Below are 20,580 nucleotides of genomic sequence, written 5' to 3' on the forward strand. Positions count from 1 at the left end.
TTTATGAAACAATTTTTAACCGAAGAAATTAAGTCTGATTATTTAGAATCGCTGAAAACAATCGTTTCCTACCCATCAGTTCTTAATGAAGGAGAAAACGGAACACCTTTCGGACAATCTATTCAAAACGTCTTAGAAAAAATGCTAGAGATCACTAGGAGTTTAGGTTTTAAAACTTACATTGATCCTCAAGGCTATTATGGATATGCAGAAATCGGTCAGGGAGAAGAACTCCTGGCCGTTCTCTGCCATTTAGACGTTGTTCCTGCGGGAGATTTGTCTGATTGGGAAACTCCTCCATTTGAAGCGACGATAAAAGATGGTTGGATACATGGGCGTGGGGTCCAGGACGATAAAGGTCCGTCCCTAGCTGCACTTTATGCTGTCAAAGCACTGATGGATGCGGGTGTGACATTTAACAAGCGGATTCGTTTTATCTATGGTACAGACGAAGAAACGCTGTGGCGCTGTATGGCTCGTTACAATGAGCTAGAAGAAACAGCAACACTTGGTTTTGCGCCTGACTCATCTTTTCCATTAACCTATGCCGAAAAAGGATTGCTGCAAATTAAATTGCATGGTCCTGGTTCACAAGCGCTTGCTATCGAGGCAGGAGAAGCCTTTAATGTTGTACCTGCAAAAGCAAGCTATACGGGAAATTTAGCAGATTCGTTAGAAGCAGAGTTAAAAAAAGCTACATTTGAATATGAACGGTCAGGCGATACAGTCACTGTCATCGGTGTTCCTAAGCATTCAAAAGATGCGGCTGAAGGAGTGAACGCCATTGTACGTTTGACTACAGGACTAAATCCGCTTGTTCAACACTCTGCCATTCAATTTATCGCTGAAGTAGTTGGGGAAGTTGCCACAGGCAGCCGCTTGTTTGGTGAAATTTCAGATGAGCCTTCAGGAACCTTGTCCTTCAATATCTCTGGATTAACCATAAATCCAGACAAGTCTGAAATTCGGATTGACATGCGGATTCCAGTTCTTGCAGACAAAAATAAATTAGTACAAGAATTAAGCCAAATTGCTGAAAAATATCAATTGTGTTATGAAGAGTTTGACTATCTTGCACCATTATATGTGCCGCTTGATAGTGAATTGGTCAGCACGTTAATGGCTGTCTATAAAGAAAAAACCAATGATGACAGACCTGCTGTGTCCTCTGGTGGTGCTACATTTGCTCGCACCATGCCAAATTGCGTGGCCTTTGGCGCACTTTTCCCTGGTGCTTTGCAAACAGAACATCAAGCTAATGAACGAACTGTGATTGAGGATTTGTATAAAGCAATGGATATCTATGCTGAAACGATTTATCGCTTAGCTGGAAAATAGTTAGAAGAAAGTGGGAATGAGAAGAACTTGTAAATTGCACAAGAGTTTATTTTCCACCTAACTAGCAATCAATCATTGCGTCAATGTGGTTTTGATAGCGAAAAGCTGAGATTGAACAAAGGTAGTTCAATGTCATTGTAGTGGGTTGACTCTGCGAACAACAAGAGAGGATGTCTTCATTCTCTCTCTTTTGATGTTGAAAGCGATGAGAATGGGAAAAGTCTTCAAAAGTTCTTAAAACTAAATGCGTTTAGCTGAATAACCTTGATGAGGTTGTTGGAAATTGGAGTAGGGCAAGGTAAGAGTGTTGATAAACTTGATTCTATCTTTTAAAAAATTCCGAAAGACTGTCTGAAAGAGTTTCTTCAACGAGCTCGAAGAAATGCTTGGCTTGTTTCTTCTGGAAATGAAAGAGCAGGAGCTGAATAAAGCTTATAGAGCTGTCTGAATTAATCAGAATAGCAGAGTAATTTGTTGAGGATTTATACATTCGAAAAGCGAGGCTATAACACCGTTTATGATTAAGATTTCCGACTGTCCTGCTGGATAATTTAGAAACAATTCAGAATGATGAAAGCGCAAGGAAATGGCTACTTAGGCAGGGACTATACCTAAGATGCTTTTTATTGTCAGTTTAGTTGCTTTCATGATAGGTCATATAGGACATTTTTTGTGTTTAAAAAAGCTCCATAATTTCTGAAGTAGAGTGACCCCTACAGAAATTATAGAACTTTATTTTTTTTCATATAATCTATAGATATTTCTTATGCTTTTGGTCTTTCAGCATACATATTCTACATAAAAAAGATTTTTTGTAAACATTGTGTAACCGCTTGCAATTCCTGTGTTGAAAGGATATACTTAAGACGAAATGTTGGTATTACGGTTCAATTTGTTTATGCTAAGATATTCTTAGTTTTGTTTATAGTCAAAAAGGAGATAGACTATGAAGAAAATTTTACTAAAACTGATGTTCGGTGTTATGTTGCTGTCCTTATTACCTATTCAGGTAGCACAGGCCTGCTCCGGTTTCATTGTAGGTAAGGGACTAACCGCAGATGGTTCTACTCTCTATGGTCGTACGGAAGATTATCCTTATCCGCCAGATGGAGGTAAACATAATCAGAACTATGTTGTTGTGCCAGCTGCAACTTATAAAGAAGGCGATAAGATCGAAGATGAGTCAAATGGATTTACTTATCCACATTTGGCCAATGAGATGAAATATACAGCAACCTATGATGCAGCGCGTGGAGACGGTAGCAACGGTAATTTTGGAGCTCATGGTTTTAATGAAGTTGGTGTATCAATGACAGGAACCGTTTCTGCGACACCAAATGACAAGGTCTTGAAGGCTGACCCGCTTGTGAAAGACGGGCTGCCTGAAGCATCGATGATTGATTTAGTTTTACCTCGTGCTAAAACAGCTCGGGAAGGAATTGAAATTGTCGCTAAGGCTATCGAAGAAAAAGGCTCTGCTGAAGGCAATATCATCATGGTTGCTGACCAAAAAGAGCTCTGGTATATGGAGATACTATCTGGTCATCAATATGTTGCTATTAAATTCCCAGAAGACAAATATGCTGTTTTCGCGAATACTTATTATCTTGGCAATGTTGATTTTAATGATAGGGAAAACGTCATTGCCTCTAAAGGGGTGGAGGAAGTAGCGAAAAAAGCAGACCATTATAAGACGGATAAAGACGGTAAATTCCATATTGCTAAATCTTATGGACCTGATGAATATGCAGAACGTAACCGTTCTCGGACTTTTGCTGGTATCAAATGGATGGATCCAAATTCTCCAGTTACTTATAAAGATGAAACCTATGATTTACTTCGTACTCCAAGTAATCCAAGTAAAAAATATACTGTTCAGGATGTCATTGGGGAACAACGGAATCGTTTTGAACACCTGCCTCAATTTAAGGCAGATGATTTGGTAGAAGTTGGCAAGAAAAAAGACGAAAATGTTTACAAATATGCCCTAGGTAACGAAAATGTTATTGATGCTCATATTTATCAAATTACATCTAAGCTTCCAAGTGAATTTGGGGGTATTGTTTGGTTAGGTCTTGCCCAAAGTCGAAATACACCGTATGTGCCATTCTATGGTAACGTTGAAGATACCTATGAAGCCTTTAAACCACGATCAGATAAATATGATGGTAAATCTTGGTATTGGTCTGTTTGGCATATTGACCAAATGGTGATGAAGTATCCGGAAATCTTTGGCACTAGCATCCAAGAAAAATGGAAAACAATGGAAGATCAGTGGGTTAAAGACCAGGCTGAAAGGGATGCAAAATATGAGGCATATACAGCTGAACAAGCTAAAGCTGCTGGACCTGAAGTGACAAAAGAAGCTCTTGAACGCTCTGAAAAAATCTTTAAAGAAATCAAATCCGTTGAAAAGGAAATGGAAGAAAAAATTAAAGAGAAAAAAGGCAAAGATGCTGATCTTGTTTACACTGGTTATAACAAAGCAAACCTACTGGCAAAATATGAAAAAAATAAAAAAGATGCTGGAACAACAAAATCAGAATCGAAGAAGACTGATTCCAATCAACTTGGTTTCATGCTAATCATAGCATTAGTTGTGATTATTCCTGGATTTATCGCTTTCAAACGATTAAATATGAAAAAAGAAGATTAAAAAGCATGGCTCTTTGTCAACTGTAGTGGGTTGATGTCAGCTAACATCGCGAGAGGACGAGATTCGTTCTCTCTCTTTTGATGTTTAAGGTGATGAGAATGCGTTTCTTAAAGTTGTCAAAGCTCCGAAAGCCAAAAGAATAACTCTATAATCTCTGAAGCAGAGTTCACCCACTACAGAAATTATAGAACCACAAAATTCCAGCCTTAGCTTTTTAATCTTTACTAAAGAAGAACGGGGGTGCAAATTGTTTTAATTTGTTAAAACAGTCTTGCGCTTTTTGATTGTCCTCACAGATAATCAAGCAGACATCATCACCACAGACGGTTGCAACAATCTCAGAAAATTCCAAAGCGTCTAAGATAGAGCCGAATGATTGTGCCAAACCAGGGAGCGTTTTCATAACAACTTGATTTTGAACGGGTCGCAGCATAATCAAAGCATCTTCCATGTAAAGGCGCAAGCGCTTTTCCCAGCGTGAAGGCGCCATGCTGTTGATAATGTAATAAGAAATATCTGCTTCGTGTACTTTTACTAAGTTCAAAGCTTTAATGTCTCGAGAAAGTGTGGATTGCGTCACTGTAACGCCATTTGCTGAAAGCAAATCTTGTAATTCTTGTTGTGTGTGAATTTTTTTCTCTAGGACAAGCGAGCGAATGAGTCGATGACGGCTTTCAATTTTATTCATATTTCACCTATTATTTTATAAACATAGCATCTCCAAAGCTGAAAAAGCGGTATTTTTCATCAATGGCATGCTGATAAGCAGAGAGCACTAATTCTCGACCTGCAAAGGCTGAAACGAGCATGACGAGAGTTGACTTGGGCAGATGGAAATTGGTAGAGAAAGCGTCTACGACTTTCCAATCGTAACCTGGTTTGATAAAAATGTTGGTCCAGCCGGAGTCAGCTTTGATTTCCCCATTAAATTTTGAACCGATTGTCTCCAGTGTACGGATAGAAGTTGTTCCAACTGCAACGACACGATGTCCACTAGCTTTAACTTGTCGAAGCGTGTTAGCTGCCTCTTCAGACAATGTATAGAATTCTGAGTGCATCTCGTGTTCGTCTACATTATCTACAGAGACAGGACGAAAGGTTCCTAGCCCGACATGAAGCGTCAGATAGACTAATTTCACACCTTTGGCTTCAATCTGAGCCAGCAGCTCTTTGGTAAAATGAAGCCCGGCAGTAGGAGCAGCAGCTGAGCCATTTTCTTTAGCATAAACAGTCTGATAGCGCTCACGGTCTTTTAGCTTTTCATGAATATAAGGCGGTAATGGCATTTCGCCCAGACTTTCAAGCACTTCCAAGAAAATCCCTTGGTAATGGAAACGTACAGTTCGTCCACCGTGTTCTAATTCTTCTAAGACAGTTGCAGTCAATCGTCCATCGCCAAAAGAAATAGCAGCTCCGACTTTTAAGCGCTTGGCTGGCTTCGCTAGCACTTCCCAATCATCCCCTGCGATGTTTTTCAACAGTAGTAATTCAACATGTCCGCCTGTTTCAGGTTTTTCACCATGAAGGCGTGCTGGTAAGACGCGCGTATCATTCATAACCAAAGCATCTCCGGGATTTAATTGGTCGATAATGGCATCAAAGTGAGTATCTTCCATTTGACCAGTTTCGTGATTGACTACTAAAAGGCGAGAAGCATCTCGCTTTTCTAAAGGTGTTTGTGCGATTAACTCTTCTGGTAAATGAAAGTCAAAATCAGCAGTATTCATACATTCTCCTTAAGCTGTAAATAAAATCCATAATGAATAACAAGAAGCAACAAGTGGCAGGCACATGAGTAAAATACCTAAAATCAGTAAGGTATAATGCCACATTCGCTTGGTTTTGAGAAGGAGTGCAGTTATGACAAAAGCAACTCCTAACAAAAATAAACAGAATAAATAGACTAACATTCTTCTATTATAACACGATTTTTCTTGCAAACAAGCGTGGATTTTTTAAAAAGAAACAAATTCTCTTGACAAAAATTGGTCTATACCATATAATATGATTAAGTAAAGAAAAGGAGCTCAACGATGAGAATTATTCAAGTAGAAAATCAAGCAGCCGGTGGCAGAGTAGCCTTTGAATTGTTAAAAGAAAAATTAGCTGAAGGAGCAAAAACGATAGGTTTGGCAACAGGAAGCAGTCCTTTGAGTTTTTATGAGCAAATTGTTGAAAGTGACCTTGATTTGTCAGGTTTAACCAGTGTGAATCTAGACGAGTACATAGGATTAAGTGGGGAAAATCCTCAGTCTTATCGTTATTTTATGCAAGAACATTTATTTAATCAAAAGCCTTTTAAAGAAAGCTTTTTACCAAATGGTGTTGCTGAAGACGCGGAAGCAGAAGTGAAACGTTACAACCAAATCTTGACAGAACATCCTGTTGATTTGCAAATTTTGGGAATTGGTACAAATGGACATATTGGTTTTAATGAGCCGGGAACGAGCTTTGATAGTACTGTTCATGTAGTGGATTTGGAGCAATCAACTATTGAAGCCAATGCTCGTTTCTTTGATAAAATAGAAGATGTACCGACGCAAGCTTACTCAATGGGGATTCGGAATATTCTCGATGCAAAATCTATTATTTTATTTGCTTATGGTGCTTCAAAAGCTAAAGCGATTGCAGGAACAGTAGAAGGACCGATTACAGAAGAATTGCCTGGAAGTGCTCTTCAAAAACATGAAGATGTGGTTGTTATCGCAGATAAAGAAGCCTTAAGCATTTTAAAAAAATAAGAATCTATTTCCTATCTAATTTTTAGGTAGGTTTTTTATTATTTAAAAAAATTTCCTTATCTTACAGGAAAAATATGCTATACTAGAAGATAAGTGAGAACTCAGGAGGATTCTAGTGAAAAAGTTGTTAGCTATTTTTTGTTTTTTTGTGTTGTGTGTGGGAACAACCACTATTCATGCGGACGAGTTAGTTGATATGGCGCAAAAAATGTATCCAAACGAGAAGGTCAATCCAATCAATCGTCCGAAATCATCCTTGATAGTAGATGCTAATACGGGAAATATCCTTTGGCAAGACAATATTGATGAAGTTCGTGATCCTGCCAGTATGAGCAAATTGATGACCTTGTATTTAGTTTTTGAAGCAATTCAGCAAGGAAAGTTGAGCGAAAATACAGTTATCAAAGCAACACCACGTGATGAAGCAATTGCCAAAATTTACGAAATTTCCAACAATAAAATTGTGGCGGGAGTAGATTATACTGTCTCTGAATTGATTACGATGACAGCTGTTCCATCTTCAAATGCAACGACAGTTATGTTGGCGAATTATCTATCAAACAATGATCCAGATACATTTTTGGACATGATGAATGCCAAAGCAAAAGAGTTGGGCATGACCAATACAAAATGGTTTAATGCCAGTGGAGCTGCAGCGGTTTCTTTTAAAGGCTTATACACGCCACAACGTTATGATAATAATGCTGCCAATCAGACAACGGCGCGCGATTTAGCCATTTTAGGGTACCATTTCGTCAAGAATTATCCAAATATTTTAAATTACACCAATAAACCAGTCGTAACGGTAAAAAAGGGAACGCCGTATGAAGAAACCTTTGAAACCTATAATTACTCACTTCCTGGTGCAAGATATGCTATAAAGGGGGTTGATGGCTTAAAGACAGGATCAAGTCCACAAGGGGCTTTTAATTACATAGCAACAATTAAGCGTGGAGAACAACGCTTGATTAGTGTTATCATGGGAGTTGGGAATTGGTCTGACCAAGACGGAGAATATTACCGCCATCCATTTGGCAATGCCTTGATTGAGAAAGCTTATGCTGATTATGAGTACAAAAAATTTTTCAAGGCTGGAGAACAAACAATCAATGGAAAAAGATATAACCTGTCAAAAGATTTCTATGCAACAGTGAAAAAAGGCACAGCAGCAAAAGCAGTTGTGGAAAATGACGTATTGAAAAATGATAATGGTTTGGAGCAACTTTCTTCGCTTATTTCAAACGGAGATAATGTCACAGAAGTAAAAAATACAGCAATTAAAAACAGTACAGCTAAATCAACTGTAAAAACTACAACAGCAAAATCTAGCGGAAAAAGTTTGAAGCAACTCTTTTTAGATTATCACATTCTGGTCGCAGTTCCGTTGCTTATTCTTTTGCTCATTGTCGTTTTTGAAGCAACGAAACGTAAGCAAAGAAGAAAACAGCGTACGACTAACGATACACAATTATCTCGTCGTCAGAAACGTTAATTACTCATTTGTAGAATAGAAAGCTCGATTGGTTGATCCAGTCGAGTTTTGTCACCTTTTTTAAGGGGAAGGAAAATCATGTTTAGGAAATTTCAAAATAGCTATTTTGCTTATTTTTTGATGTATGATTTTTATTTTTTATCGTATTCGCTTTTTTCGACTTTAATTTCAGTTTATATGTTGGATAAAGGCTATTCAGCTAGTCAGGTTTCGCTGGTTGTTTCCGTCTCGTTCTTTTCTTCAATGATTGTGCAGCCTATTATGGGTGTTTTGAATGACGCGATTGGCATTAAAAAAGTAACCATTTATAGTTTCCTTCTGATTATTGTGGGAGCAATTTGTTTCATGCAAGCCAATAATCTCTTGCTGTTGACAATTTGGTATAGTGCTGTTTTAATGTTGGTAAATGGTGTCAATCCTGTTATGGATGTGCTGGCGGCTCAAAGTCCTTATACTTATGGGAAAATCCGTATCTGGGGGACTTTTGGTTATGCAATGGGTTCGCAATTGGCAGGATTGATTTATAAATTCATCTCTCCTCAAGCGATTTTCATCGTGTTTATCGGCATGATGTGTGTGAGCATTCTTGGAGTGCTAGGGATTGATCCGAAACACGATCAACCTCGCAAAAAGACTAAACAAACGAAAAATGATTCCTATATTGGACAGATTTTTAAAAATAAAACATATTTGTTTTACCTCGTTATTGTAGCGCTCTATTCTGGAGTGGGAAATACAGGGCATACTTATATTCCTTCTATGTTAGAGCACAGCGGTTTAAGTGTCAATATGGCAACAACTGTGGTAGCTATTTCTGTGATTTGTGAGTCGCCGTTGATTTTCTTTTCTTATCTTTTTATGGATAAGATTCCAATTAAAAAATTGCTCTACATTCCTTTGGGAATTTTGCTTTTACAGTATGTAATTTATGGGTTGGATTTGGGGCTTACCTCCAAGATTCTCTTGACTTTGATGTCTAAGCACGCCACAGGCATGTTGCTGATTATGGTGACTTTGAAGATTGTTGCTAACGTAGTAGATGAGAAATATCTGGTGACAGTCATTGCCCTTGTTCAAACAGCCCGAAATTTGGGAACCATTCTTATCCAAAATATTGCAGGCGATTTGATAGACCAGTCTGGCTATGAAATGATGAGCTTTTTCTTAGCTGGTGTGATGATTGCTGTTATTATTCTTGTGGCGTTTTTAAAAATTCCAGAGCGAAAGAATCAAAACTTATTCGGCTAAGACAAGAGAAGAATAAAAAAGCTGGGACGAAAACCTTCAGTTTCATAGCATATTGTATAATAAAGCAATGACGAATTAGTTTCCGGATAAGGCTCATGAGGCGAGTCTTAACGTTGTTTGCTTTTTAAGCTCAAAAGAGCACTTTTGACGAAAACATCGTTTTGTCATTCACTATCTCAATAGTCTCTCAAGCTGTAGAGTGAGACAGAATTAAAAATTATCAAATTTTAGTTCTGTTTTACTCTTTTTTTACGAATAATTTAAGTAAAAGGGGAAAATAATCTATGTTAATGGCTTGTCAGGAAAACGGAAAAATGCTAAATGCTGTGGAAGATACGGTAAATCCGTTGGATAGGTTTCTCTGCCCGGCTTGTCAGGAAGCGGTACGATTTAAGAATGGCAAGGTGATGCGACCGCATTTTGCTCATATTTCCTTGAAAAACTGCCATTTTTCTACGGAAAATGAAAGTGTAGAACACCTAAATCTGAAAGCTGCTTTGTTTACTTGGGCTAGAAAGTCCAATCATGCGATTCAAGTGGAAGCTTATTTACCAGAATTGCAGCAAATCGCAGATTTGTTAGTTGAAAAACAAATTGCACTTGAAGTTCAATGCAGTTCGCTTAGTCAAAAACGCTTAAAAGAGCGTACGGACAGTTATCGTCAGTATGGCTATCGCGTTCTTTGGCTCTTGGGAAAGAAACTTTGGCTGAAAAATGCCTTGACCAATTTACAAAAGGATTTTCTCTATTTTAGTCAAAATATGGGCTTTCATCTGTGGGAAGTAGATGAACAGCAACAGCTTTTGAGGCTTAAATACTTGATTCATGAAGATTTGCATGGCAAGGTTCAGTATAAGGAAAAAAATTTTGCTTTTGGCAAAGGAAATCTTTTAGACATCTTTCGTCAGCCATTTTGCAAGCAGGAGATGACGAGTTTTCTGGCAAAAGAAGATAAAAATATTTGCCGTTATGTGCGTCAGCAGCTCTATTATCAGCAGCCCAAATGGATGAAATGGCAAGCAGAATTGTACCAAGCGGGTGATAATTTATTAACCAAAACAGCTAATGACTTTTATCCGCAGGTTCAACCTGTTCGTTCCAGCTCTTTCTGCCAGATTTTTCAAGATCTCACACCTTATTACCAGCAATTTTCAGCTTATTATGAAAAAGAAAAAAATAAAAATCTCCAAATTCTCTATCCCCCAGCTTTTTATGCAAAGATTTTTGGCAATATTTATGATAGAATAGGAAGGACGGAGGAAATTTTATGGCAAAACAAAGAAATGAAATTGAAGAAAAATACACTTGGGACCTAACAACGATTTTCCCAACAGATGAAGCTTTTGAGGCAGAGTTAAGTCAAGTTTCAAAAGAATTAAAAGAAGCCAGCAGCTTAGCAGGTCATCTTTTGGATTCGGCTGATAGCCTTTTAAAAACAACAGAAATCCAATTGGACTTAATGCGTCGCATAGAAAAGCTCTATTCCTATGCTCACATGAAAAATGACCAAGATACGCGCGTGGCAAAATACCAAGAATACCAAGCCAAGGGTATGGCTATTTATAGTGAATTCGGACAGGCATTTGCTTTCTATGAACCAGAATTTATGGCAATCACAGACGAGCAATATCAGACTTTCTTAGCTGAAAAGCCTGAATTGCAAATCTATCAGCACTTCTTTGATAAACTACTGCAAAAGAAACCTCATATCCTTTCTCAGCGTGAGGAAGAATTGTTGGCAGGTGCTGGTGAAATCTTCAGTGCTGCGGGTGATACTTTTGGAATCTTGGACAATGCCGATATTGTCTTTCCAACCGTACACGACGAAGAAGGAAATGAAGTGCAATTGACGCACGGAAATTACATCAGTCTAGTGGAGTCGAAAAATCGTACAGTCCGCAAGGAAGCTTATGAAGCGCTTTACAGCGTCTATGAGCAATACCAACACACTTATGCTAAGACACTCCAAACGAATGTTAAAGTTCATAATTACAATGCCAAAGTTCGTAATTTTTCTTCTGCGCGTGAAGCTGCCTTGTCTGCTAACTTTATTCCAGAAAGTGTTTATGATAGCTTAGTGTCTGCGGTCAACAAACATTTGCCACTCTTACATCGCTATATTGCGCTACGTGCAAAGATTTTAGGTCTTTCTGATTTGAAAATGTACGACCTCTATACACCATTGTCAGAAGCAGATTACAAATTTACTTATGAGGAAGCCTTGACGAAAGCAGAAGAAGTCTTAGCTATCCTTGGAGAAGATTATCTAAGTCGAGTAAAAGAAGCCTTTTCAGATCGTTGGATTGATGTTTATGAAAACCAAGGCAAGCGCTCTGGGGCTTATTCTGGTGGTTCTTACGATACCAATGCTTTTATGTTGCTCAACTGGCAAGATACGTTGGACAATCTTTTTACGCTGGTTCATGAAACTGGTCACAGCATGCATTCCAGCTACACTCGTGAAAATCAGCCGTACGTTTACGGAGATTATTCTATTTTCTTAGCTGAGATTGCTTCTACGACCAACGAAAATATCCTTACGGAGAAATTATTGGAAGAAGTAGATGACGATCAAACCCGCTTTGCGATTCTGAATCATTTCTTGGACGGTTTCCGTGGAACTGTTTTCCGCCAAACTCAATTTGCCGAGTTTGAACATGCCATTCACAAAGCTGACCAAGAAGGTCAAGTCTTGACGAGTGAATTTTTGAATGATTTGTACGCAGATTTGAATGAAAAATATTATGGTTTGACGAAAGAGGACAACCCACAAATTCAATACGAATGGGCACGGATTCCGCATTTCTACTATGATTACTATGTTTTCCAATACTCAACCGGTTTCTCAGCTGCTTCTGCCTTAGCTGATAAGATTGTTAACGGAACGCAAGAAGATAAAGAGAAGTATCTCAACTACTTGAAAGCAGGAAATTCTGATTATCCGCTAAATGTCATTAAAAAAGCTGGTGTAGATATGGAAAAAGAAGACTATCTCAATGCTGCCTTTGCAGTCTTTGAGCGTCGTCTTGATGAATTTGAAGCACTCGTAGAAAAGTTAGGATTGGCATAAAATGGTCGAATCCTATAGTAAAAATGCTAATCACAATATGCGTCGTCCCGTTGTCAAAAAAAAAATCGTCGATTTTATGCGGACACGGCAAAAACAAGTTTCGGGCTCTTTAAAAGAGCTCGAAACTTTTGCTCATGCAGAAAATATTCCCATTATTCCTCATGAAACAGTTGCCTATTTTCGTTTTCTATTAGAAACTTTACAGCCAGAAAAGATTTTGGAAATTGGAACAGCCATTGGCTTTTCAGCTCTTTTAATGGCAGAACATGCACCGCAGGCTCAAATTACAACGATTGATCGCAATCCAGAAATGATTGCTTTTGCTAAAGCGAACTTTGCTAAGTTTGATAAGCGCAAGCAAATTACATTGCTAGAAGGTGACGCAATGGATATTCTTCCTAGTTTGAAAGATTGCTATGACTTTGTCTTTATGGACTCTGCTAAGTCCAAATACGTTGTCTTTCTGCCGGAAGTTCTGAAGCGCCTCGCTTCAGGAGGGATTATCATCATAGATGATGTTTTTCAGGGTGGTGATATAGTGAAAGACATTAAGGAAGTGCGTAGAGGTCAACGAACGATTTATCGAGGCTTGCACCAATTATTTGATAAAACACTAGATCAACCTGACTTGACTACAACCTTGCTACCACTTGGCGACGGTATTCTGATGATTAGAAAAGAATGAGATTCTTAATATTTTCCTAAACTTTCAAAGTTTTTAGGAAAATTTAAGATATTAAATCTATTTTATGGTACAATAAGAAAGTGAATTAAAAAAAGGAGTTTTCATAATGAAGAAAAAAATTCTAGCAGGAGCCATTACGCTTTTGTCAGTTGTAACATTAGCGGCGTGCTCGCAAGCTGGTGGTAAAGATATTATCACAATGAAAGGAAATACAATCACTGTCAATGATTTCTATAACAAAGTGAAAAATAATGCAGCCGCTCAACAAGTACTTCTCAATATGACCATTCAGGAAGTTTTTGAAAAGAGTTATGGTAAACATGTTACAGAAAAAGAAGTCAATGAAACGTTCAATAAGAGTAAGAGCACTTACGGAACTGCTTTCCAACAAGTATTGGCAAGAGCAGGATTGACGGAAGATACTTATCGTGAACAAATCAGAACCAATAAATTGGTCGAATATGCTGTCAAAAAAGCAGCTGAAAAAGAATTGACAGATGCAAATTATAAAAAAGCATACGAATCTTATACACCAGAAGTGACTGCTCAAATCATCAAAGTAGATAACCAAGACAAGGCAAAAGAAGTATTGGCAAAAGCAAAAGCCGAAGGTGCTGATTTCGGACAAATTGCCAAAGAAAATTCTACAGATAAGAAGACAAAAGATAAGGGTGGCGAAGTGAAGTTTGACTCGGCTTCAACAGATGTTCCAGATGCTGTTAAAAAGGCTGCTTTTGCTCTTGAAGCAAATGGTATTTCTGATGTTATCACCGTTAAATCATCAACCTATTCTTCAAGTTATTACATTGTGAGACTAAATAGTAAGTCTGAAAAATCAGCGAATTGGAAAGACTACAAGAAACAACTGAAAAATGTTATCTTGACACAAAAGCAAAATGATCGAACCTTTATCCAAAAAATTGTTGCCAAAGAATTACAAGCAGCCAATATTAAAGTGAAAGATCAAGCTTTCCAAAGTCTATTCTCACAATATGTCAAGTCAGATAGCAAATCAACATCTAGTTCGTCATCTTCATCAAAATAAGTTGACGAAAAGCTCATAAGTGAGTATAATAGGACTATTGAGAATTGATTTTTGACCTCTTAGCCCAGAGAATTGGCGGTGCTGCAAGCCATGTAAGAACAAAAATCATGCTACTCAAAGAAAAAAATTGCATACATAATGAGAATGACAAGTTCATTGAATGAAGGTGGTACCGCGGTTTTTCGCCCTTCGTCTAGTGGACTTGTCTTTTTGTGAGGAATGTCATGAAGACCTATCTTGTAAAACAAAAATTTCGCTTTGGTGGTGAGAAGTTTGACATCAAAGACGATCGTGGAAACATTGAGTATCAAGTGGAGGGGAGCTTTTTAAAAATTCCCAAAACCTTTACGATTTATGATGACAAGGGTGAAGTAGTCAGCCAAATTCAAAAGACTGTGCTAACCTTCTTACCTCAATTTGAAATTCAATTGCGCAATGGTTCGAGTTTTTATATCCGTAAAAAGCTTACTTTTTTACGAGATAAATATGAATTTGACAACTTAGGTCTGCGCATCGAGGGGAATATCTGGGATTTAGAATTTCGTCTGCTGGATGCGCAGGGACAAGTGATTGCAGAGATTTCAAAAGAACTCTTGCACCTGATGTCCACTTATCAAGTTGTAGTTTATGAAGATGCCTATGCGGATTTAGTGATTTCATTGTGTGTGGCTATTGACTATGTAGAAGCTCTTGAAAGTAGTTCTTAAAACTCACATGGGCAATAGAAAAATCAGTTAGAGAAATGTTTTAAGGAGAAGAAAATGAAACAATTATCAAGTGCTCAAGTACGCCAAATGTGGCTAGATTTTTGGGCTTCAAAAGGTCATGCTGTCGAACCGTCTGTTAGTCTAGTACCAGTCAATGACCCGACCTTGCTGTGGATTAATTCTGGGGTTGCAACGTTAAAGAAGTATTTTGATGGGACTATTATTCCAGAAAATCCACGGATTACCAATGCGCAGAAAGCGATTCGGACGAACGATATTGAAAATGTCGGAAAAACAGCGCGGCACCATACCATGTTTGAAATGTTAGGAAATTTTTCTATTGGTGATTATTTCCGTGATGAAGCGATTGAATGGGCTTTTGAGCTCTTGACTAGTCCTGATTGGTTTGATTTTCCAAAAGACAAGCTCTACATGACTTACTATCCAGATGATCATGATTCTTATAATCGTTGGATTTCAGTTGGTGTCGATCCAAGCCATTTGATTCCAATTGAAGACAATTTCTGGGAAATTGGGGCAGGACCTTCTGGACCAGATACAGAAATCTTCTTTGACCGCGGGGAAGCATTTGACCCTGAACATCAAGGGCTTCGTTTGCTTGCAGAAGATATTGAAAATGATCGTTATATTGAAATTTGGAATATTGTTTTGTCCCAATTCAATGCAGATCCATCTATCCCACGGAGTGAATATAAGGAGCTACCTCACAAAAATATTGATACAGGTGCAGGTTTAGAGCGTTTGGTGGCGGTTATCCAAGGGGCAAAAACAAATTTTGAAACAGACCTCTTTATGCCAATTATCCGCGAAGTAGAAAAATTATCCGGTAAGAATTATAATCCAGACGGAGATAATATGAGCTTCAAGGTCATTGCAGACCATATCCGTTCGTTGTCATTTGCTATTGGGGATGGTGCTCTTCCAGGAAATGAAGGACGTGGCTATGTTTTGCGCCGCTTGCTCCGTCGTGCTTCGATGCATGGTCAAAAATTAGGAATCAATGATCCTTTCCTTTATAAACTTGTTCCAACTGTTGGAAAAATTATGGAAAGCTATTATCCAGAAGTGCTTGAAAAGCAAGATTTTATCGAAAAAATCATCAAAAGTGAAGAAGAGTCCTTTGCTCGTACGCTTCATTCAGGTCAACACTTTGCACAAAGCATTGTAGAAGAGTTAAAGGCAAAAGGACAGTCTGTTATTTCAGGAACGGATGTCTTTAAACTGTACGATACCTATGGTTTCCCAGTAGAATTGACCCAAGAAATCGCTGAAGAAGCAGGTATGACAGTAGACCGTGAAGGTTTTGAAACTGCTATGAAAGAGCAGCAAGAACGCGCACGGGCTAGTGTTGTTAAAGGTGGATCTATGGGCATGCAAAATGAAACCTTGCAAAACATTACAGCTGAAAGCCACTTTAACTATGAAAAAGAGGCTTTATCTGCGAAGTTGGTTGCGATTGTGGCAGCTGACGAAGAAGTTGAAGAAGTTTCAACTGGGAAGGCTTACCTTGTTTTTTCAGAGACACCATTTTATGCTGAAATGGGGGGACAAGTGGCAGACCATGGACACATTTTTGACTCTGAAGGTCAACTCATTGCCCAAGTTGTAGATGTTCAAAAAGCCCCAAATGGACAACCGCTCCATACGGTAGAAGTGGTAGCACCACTCACGCTAAACCAAGAATATAAGCTTGAAATTGACCACAATCGTCGTCACCGTGTTATGAAAAATCACACAGCGACACACTTACTTCATGCGGCTCTTCACAATGTTTTAGGTAAACACGCAACGCAAGCAGGCTCTCTTAATGAAGTAGAATTTCTTCGCTTTGACTTCACTCATTTCCAAGCAGTTACAGCAGAAGAACTACGTCGCATTGAGCAAGAAGTCAATGAAAAAATCTGGGAAGCCATTGACATCAAAACGATTGAAACAGACATTGATACGGCTAAAGAAATGGGAGCAATGGCTCTCTTCGGTGAAAAATACGGCAAAGAAGTTCGTGTGGTGACAATTGGAGATTATTCTATTGAGCTGTGTGGTGGTACTCACATGAAGAATACTTCTGAAATTGGTCTTTTCAAGATTGTCAAGGAAGAAGGAATTGGCTCAGGGACTCGTCGTATCCTCGCTGTGACAAGCAAAGAAGCATTTGAAGCTTACCGTGAGGAAGAAGATGCTTTGAAAGCTATTGCAACGACATTGAAAGTTCCACAAATGAAAGAAGTTTCTCGTAAAGTTGAAGCTTTGCAAGAACAACTTCGTCAATTGCAAAAAGAAAATGCTGAACTGAAAGAAAAAGCAGCAGCCGCTGCTTCAGGTGAAATTTTCAAGAACGTTCACGAAGTTAACGGATGTAGCTTTATTGCCAGTCAAGTTTCTGTATCCGATGCTGGAGCCCTTCGTACGTTTGCCGATACTTGGAAACAAAAAGACTATTCAGATGTTCTTGTCCTTGTGGCAGCTATTAGCGAGAAAGTCAATGTCCTTGTAGCTAGCAAAACAAAAGATATTCACGCTGGCAATTTAATCAAGGAACTTGCTCCAATCGTAAATGGTCGTGGTGGTGGTAAACCAGATATGGCTATGGCTGGAGGAAGCAACCAAGCAGCTATTCAAGAATTACTTGCAGCTGTTCCTGAAAAATTATAATGTCATATTACTTTAAGCGAGATAGATCTGTGCTTGGCTCTACAAGGATTTCAAAAAATAAAATCTAAGAGAGTTGCATAAAAAAACGAACAGTTTCGATATTCTGTTAGTCAGAACATCGGAATTATTCGTTTTTTTATTTGTACTGTTAGGTTGTGGTGTTTTATAAAGATTTTTTGACTGAAAAAGATAGTTATTCCAATTTCCTTACGATTCACTTATATTTTTGATAGTTACAATTTTATAAAAATATGGTAAAATGGTTTTGAAGATAAAACGCTTTCATACAGCTAATCGTGTTGCGATAAAAAGACAGATATTGCTAGTTAGCGTATGATTTTTTGTAAAAATTCACAAATTTATGACAAAGGAGATGATGTCGTTTAGTAGTACAGTTTAAGGTAGCGGAAACATGTTTTTTAAAGAGAGAAAGGAGATTCTTATGGGACTCATTAAAGCAGGAATTGGTGCCGTAGGCGGCGTATTGGCTGATCAATGGAAAGAATTCTTTTACTGTGATGCCATGGACAAGTCTGTCATGGTGGTCAAAGGACAAAAGCAAGTATCTGGACGTTCATCCAACACGAAAGGTAACGACAACATTATTTCGAATGGTTCTGGAATTGCTGTTGCAGACGGTCAGTGTATGATGATTGTCGAGCAGGGAAAAATTGTTGAAGTCTGTGCCGAGCCTGGTCAATTCACTTATGACACGTCTAGCGAGCCTAGTATTTTTACAGGTAATTTAGGCAATTCCATTAAGGAAACTTTTAAACAAATTGGAAAACGTTTCACTTATGGTGGTGATACAGGCAAAGATCAACGTGTTTACTATTTCAATACAAAAGAGCTGATTGATAATAAGTTTGGCACACCAAACCCAATTCCATTTCGTGTGGTGGATTCAAAAATCGGCTTAGATGTAGATGTTTCTGTCCGTTGCTCTGGTGTTTATTCTTATAAGATTGCAGACCCACTTCTTTTCTATACCAATGTCTGTGGCAATGTGGAAAAAGAATATTTGCGTGAAGAGTTAGAATCACAACTGAAAACAGAATTTATCAGTGCTCTTCAACCAGCATTCGCTGCATTATCTGATTTAGAATTGCGACCAAATCAAATTGTTAGCCATAATACAGAACTCGAAAATGCCATGAATGAAGCGCTCTCTAGCAAATGGGGAGAACTGCGTGGCTTGAAAGTCATTAGTGTAGCTCTTGGTTCAGTAACTCTTCCAGACGAAGATGCTGAAATGATTAAGCAGGCTCAACGTGTGGCTATTATGAAGGATCCAACCATGGCAGCGGCTACCTTAGTCGGTGCGCAAGCAGATGCTATGAAAGCGGCGGCTGAAAATCCAGGTGGTGCAATGACTGGCTTTATGGGAGTAGGAATGGCAGCGGGCGCAGGTGGTATGAATGCTCAAAATCTTTTTGCGATGGGACAAGAGCAGGCCGCTAGTCAGCAAACGCAAACAGCGAGTGCAGCCTCTCAAACCCAAACTACTACGGATAAATGGACTTGTCCAAATGGACATGAAGCTTCAGGTAAATTCTGTCCTGAATGTGGTTCACCAAAACCTGTGAGTGACAGCTGGACTTGTACTTGTGGGACTGTCAATAATGGTAAATTCTGTTCAAACTGTGGTCAACCGAAACCAGAAACCCGCCGTCAATATCGTTGTAGCAATTGTGGCTGGCAACCAGAAGATGCTTATAATCCACCTAAATTCTGCCCAGAATGTGGCAATGTATTTGATGAAAATGACCTTGTTTAAAACTTTTCTAACTATCTCATAGCTCGATGACAGTAGAAAGGAGGTCATCATGGCTGATTTACAAGAATATAAATGTCCAAATTGTGGTGGTGCTCTTGAATTTAATAGTTCAATCCAGAAAATGAAGTGCCCTTATTGTGATTCCGAATTGGATATGTCAAGTTTGAAGGAATTGGATGAACAATTAAAAACCCAGACTGATGAAAATATGACCTGGAGTACGCAGGCTGGTGGTGAATGGGATACGGGCGAGATTGATCAGCTATCAGTTTATGTCTGTAAATCTTGTGGTGGTGAAATTGTTGCTGACGAGTCAACAGCAGCCACTTCGTGTCCATTCTGCGATAATCCTGTTGTTATGATGGGACGCTTTGCTGGTGATTTAAAGCCAGATTATGTGATTCCATTCAAATTAGATAAAAAGGCAGCAAAGGCGAATCTGAACAAGCATCTCATGGGGAAACGCCTCTTGCCAAAAGTTTTTAAAGACCAAAATCATATTGATGAAGTAAAGGGGGTTTATGTTCCGTTCTGGCTTTTTGACACAGAAGCAGATGCGGATGTTCATTATAAAGCAAGCAGGATTAGAACATGGAGTGATAGTGAGTATGACTATACCGAAACAAGCTATTTTTCAGTTATTCGTTCCGGTCAGTTAGCGTTTGAACATATCCCGGTAGACGGTTCAAGTAAATTGGATGATCAATTAATGGAATCCATTGAACCCTTTGATTTTTCAGAAGCTGTTGATTTTCAGACAGCTTACCTAGCAGGATACCTAGCAGATAAATATGATGTCGGAGCCGAGGAGAGCATTACTCATGCTAACAGCCGTGTCAAGCAAAGCACGGAGGAAGCCTTTGAAGATACAGTTACGGGGTTTTCTACCGTTACCCCAGAATCTTCGAATATTCGCTTGATAAATGGTTCAACTAAGTATGTTCTCTATCCAGTTTGGCTCTTAAATACGACTTGGAAGGGCAAAAAGTTTGTCTTTGCGATGAATGGTCAGACTGGTAAATTCGTCGGAGATTTGCCCTTAGACAAGCAAGCTTATAGACGTTGGCTAATTGGACTGGCCGTGGCGGCAAGTTTAGTTAGTTATGCGGCTGTATGGATGATTCACTTACTGTAAGAAGGGAGGATAA

At 38.7% G+C, this 20,580-nt stretch carries 15 protein-coding genes and 1 pseudogene; 13 read left to right on the top strand and 3 right to left on the bottom strand.

Annotated elements, in window-relative coordinates; all coding sequences use genetic code 11:
• Positions 1-3: 3 nt before the first annotated feature.
• Positions 4-1,338: a dipeptidase gene (locus tag SanJ4206_RS02855; RefSeq protein ID WP_003028178.1), complete on the top strand. Its 1,335-nt coding sequence runs from the start codon at positions 4-6 to the stop codon at positions 1,336-1,338.
• Positions 1,339-1,470: 132 nt separating this feature from the next.
• Here the strand turns inward: SanJ4206_RS02855 and SanJ4206_RS09910 are convergent.
• A pseudogene (locus SanJ4206_RS09910) lies at positions 1,471-1,817 on the bottom strand (ISL3 family transposase); the annotation flags it as partial.
• A gap of 467 nt (positions 1,818-2,284) precedes the next feature.
• On the opposite strand from SanJ4206_RS09910, the gene SanJ4206_RS02860 reads away from it, so the two are divergent.
• Positions 2,285-3,994 carry a C69 family dipeptidase gene (locus tag SanJ4206_RS02860; RefSeq protein ID WP_003028174.1) on the top strand — a complete coding sequence of 570 codons (1,710 nt, stop codon included), beginning with the start codon at positions 2,285-2,287 and terminating at the stop codon, positions 3,992-3,994.
• A gap of 214 nt (positions 3,995-4,208) precedes the next feature.
• Here SanJ4206_RS02860 and SanJ4206_RS02865 read toward each other — a convergent pair whose 3' ends face one another.
• Entirely contained in the window at positions 4,209-4,682 is a 474-nt protein-coding gene (locus SanJ4206_RS02865; RefSeq protein ID WP_003028172.1) for an arginine repressor, read from the bottom strand.
• Between the two features lie 10 nt (positions 4,683-4,692).
• A complete protein-coding gene (gene queA, locus SanJ4206_RS02870; protein WP_003028171.1) occupies positions 4,693-5,721 on the bottom strand; it encodes a tRNA preQ1(34) S-adenosylmethionine ribosyltransferase-isomerase QueA in 1,029 nt (342 codons plus the stop codon).
• 306 nt (positions 5,722-6,027) lie between these two features.
• On the opposite strand from queA, the gene SanJ4206_RS02875 reads away from it, so the two are divergent.
• The 11 genes from SanJ4206_RS02875 to SanJ4206_RS02925 all read left to right on the top strand — a co-directional run bounded on the left by SanJ4206_RS02875 (position 6,028) and on the right by SanJ4206_RS02925 (position 20,567).
• Positions 6,028-6,735 (top strand): glucosamine-6-phosphate deaminase, encoded by a 708-nt coding sequence (locus SanJ4206_RS02875; RefSeq protein ID WP_003028166.1) that lies wholly within the window; start codon positions 6,028-6,030, stop codon positions 6,733-6,735.
• A 115-nt stretch (positions 6,736-6,850) separates the two neighbouring features.
• Positions 6,851-8,227 (top strand): DUF1958 domain-containing protein, encoded by a 1,377-nt coding sequence (locus tag SanJ4206_RS02880; RefSeq protein WP_022525369.1) that lies wholly within the window; start codon positions 6,851-6,853, stop codon positions 8,225-8,227.
• A 78-nt stretch (positions 8,228-8,305) separates the two neighbouring features.
• Positions 8,306-9,475 carry an MFS transporter gene (locus SanJ4206_RS02885; protein ID WP_106382586.1) on the top strand — a complete coding sequence of 390 codons (1,170 nt, stop codon included), beginning with the start codon at positions 8,306-8,308 and terminating at the stop codon, positions 9,473-9,475.
• 284 nt (positions 9,476-9,759) lie between these two features.
• Positions 9,760-10,791, top strand: a complete 1,032-nt coding sequence (locus SanJ4206_RS02890) for a competence protein CoiA (protein ID WP_003028159.1) — start codon at positions 9,760-9,762, stop codon at positions 10,789-10,791.
• Positions 10,743-12,545, top strand: a complete 1,803-nt coding sequence (pepF, locus tag SanJ4206_RS02895; protein ID WP_003028156.1) for an oligoendopeptidase F — start codon at positions 10,743-10,745, stop codon at positions 12,543-12,545. Before SanJ4206_RS02890 ends, pepF begins: the two co-directional genes overlap by 49 nt.
• Before the next feature lies 1 nt (position 12,546).
• Positions 12,547-13,230 carry an O-methyltransferase gene (locus SanJ4206_RS02900; protein ID WP_003028154.1) on the top strand — a complete coding sequence of 228 codons (684 nt, stop codon included), beginning with the start codon at positions 12,547-12,549 and terminating at the stop codon, positions 13,228-13,230.
• A 106-nt stretch (positions 13,231-13,336) separates the two neighbouring features.
• A complete protein-coding gene (gene prsA / locus SanJ4206_RS02905) occupies positions 13,337-14,275 on the top strand; it encodes a peptidylprolyl isomerase PrsA (protein WP_003028152.1) in 939 nt (312 codons plus the stop codon).
• A gap of 224 nt (positions 14,276-14,499) precedes the next feature.
• Complete coding sequence (locus SanJ4206_RS02910; protein ID WP_003028148.1) at positions 14,500-14,982, top strand: LURP-one-related/scramblase family protein; 483 nt, start codon at positions 14,500-14,502, stop codon at positions 14,980-14,982.
• Between the two features lie 54 nt (positions 14,983-15,036).
• On the top strand, positions 15,037-17,655 hold the full coding sequence (gene alaS / locus SanJ4206_RS02915; protein WP_003028145.1) for an alanine--tRNA ligase: 2,619 nt from the start codon (positions 15,037-15,039) through the stop codon (positions 17,653-17,655).
• 442 nt (positions 17,656-18,097) lie between these two features.
• Positions 18,098-19,432: an SPFH domain-containing protein gene (locus SanJ4206_RS02920; RefSeq protein WP_022525365.1), complete on the top strand. Its 1,335-nt coding sequence runs from the start codon at positions 18,098-18,100 to the stop codon at positions 19,430-19,432.
• A 49-nt stretch (positions 19,433-19,481) separates the two neighbouring features.
• Positions 19,482-20,567 (top strand): TFIIB-type zinc ribbon-containing protein, encoded by a 1,086-nt coding sequence (locus SanJ4206_RS02925; protein ID WP_003028141.1) that lies wholly within the window; start codon positions 19,482-19,484, stop codon positions 20,565-20,567.
• The last annotated feature ends 13 nt before the right edge of the window (positions 20,568-20,580 follow it).

The organism is Streptococcus anginosus, from assembly GCF_001697145.1.
Taxonomy (GTDB): Bacteria; Bacillota; Bacilli; order Lactobacillales; family Streptococcaceae; genus Streptococcus; species Streptococcus hominis.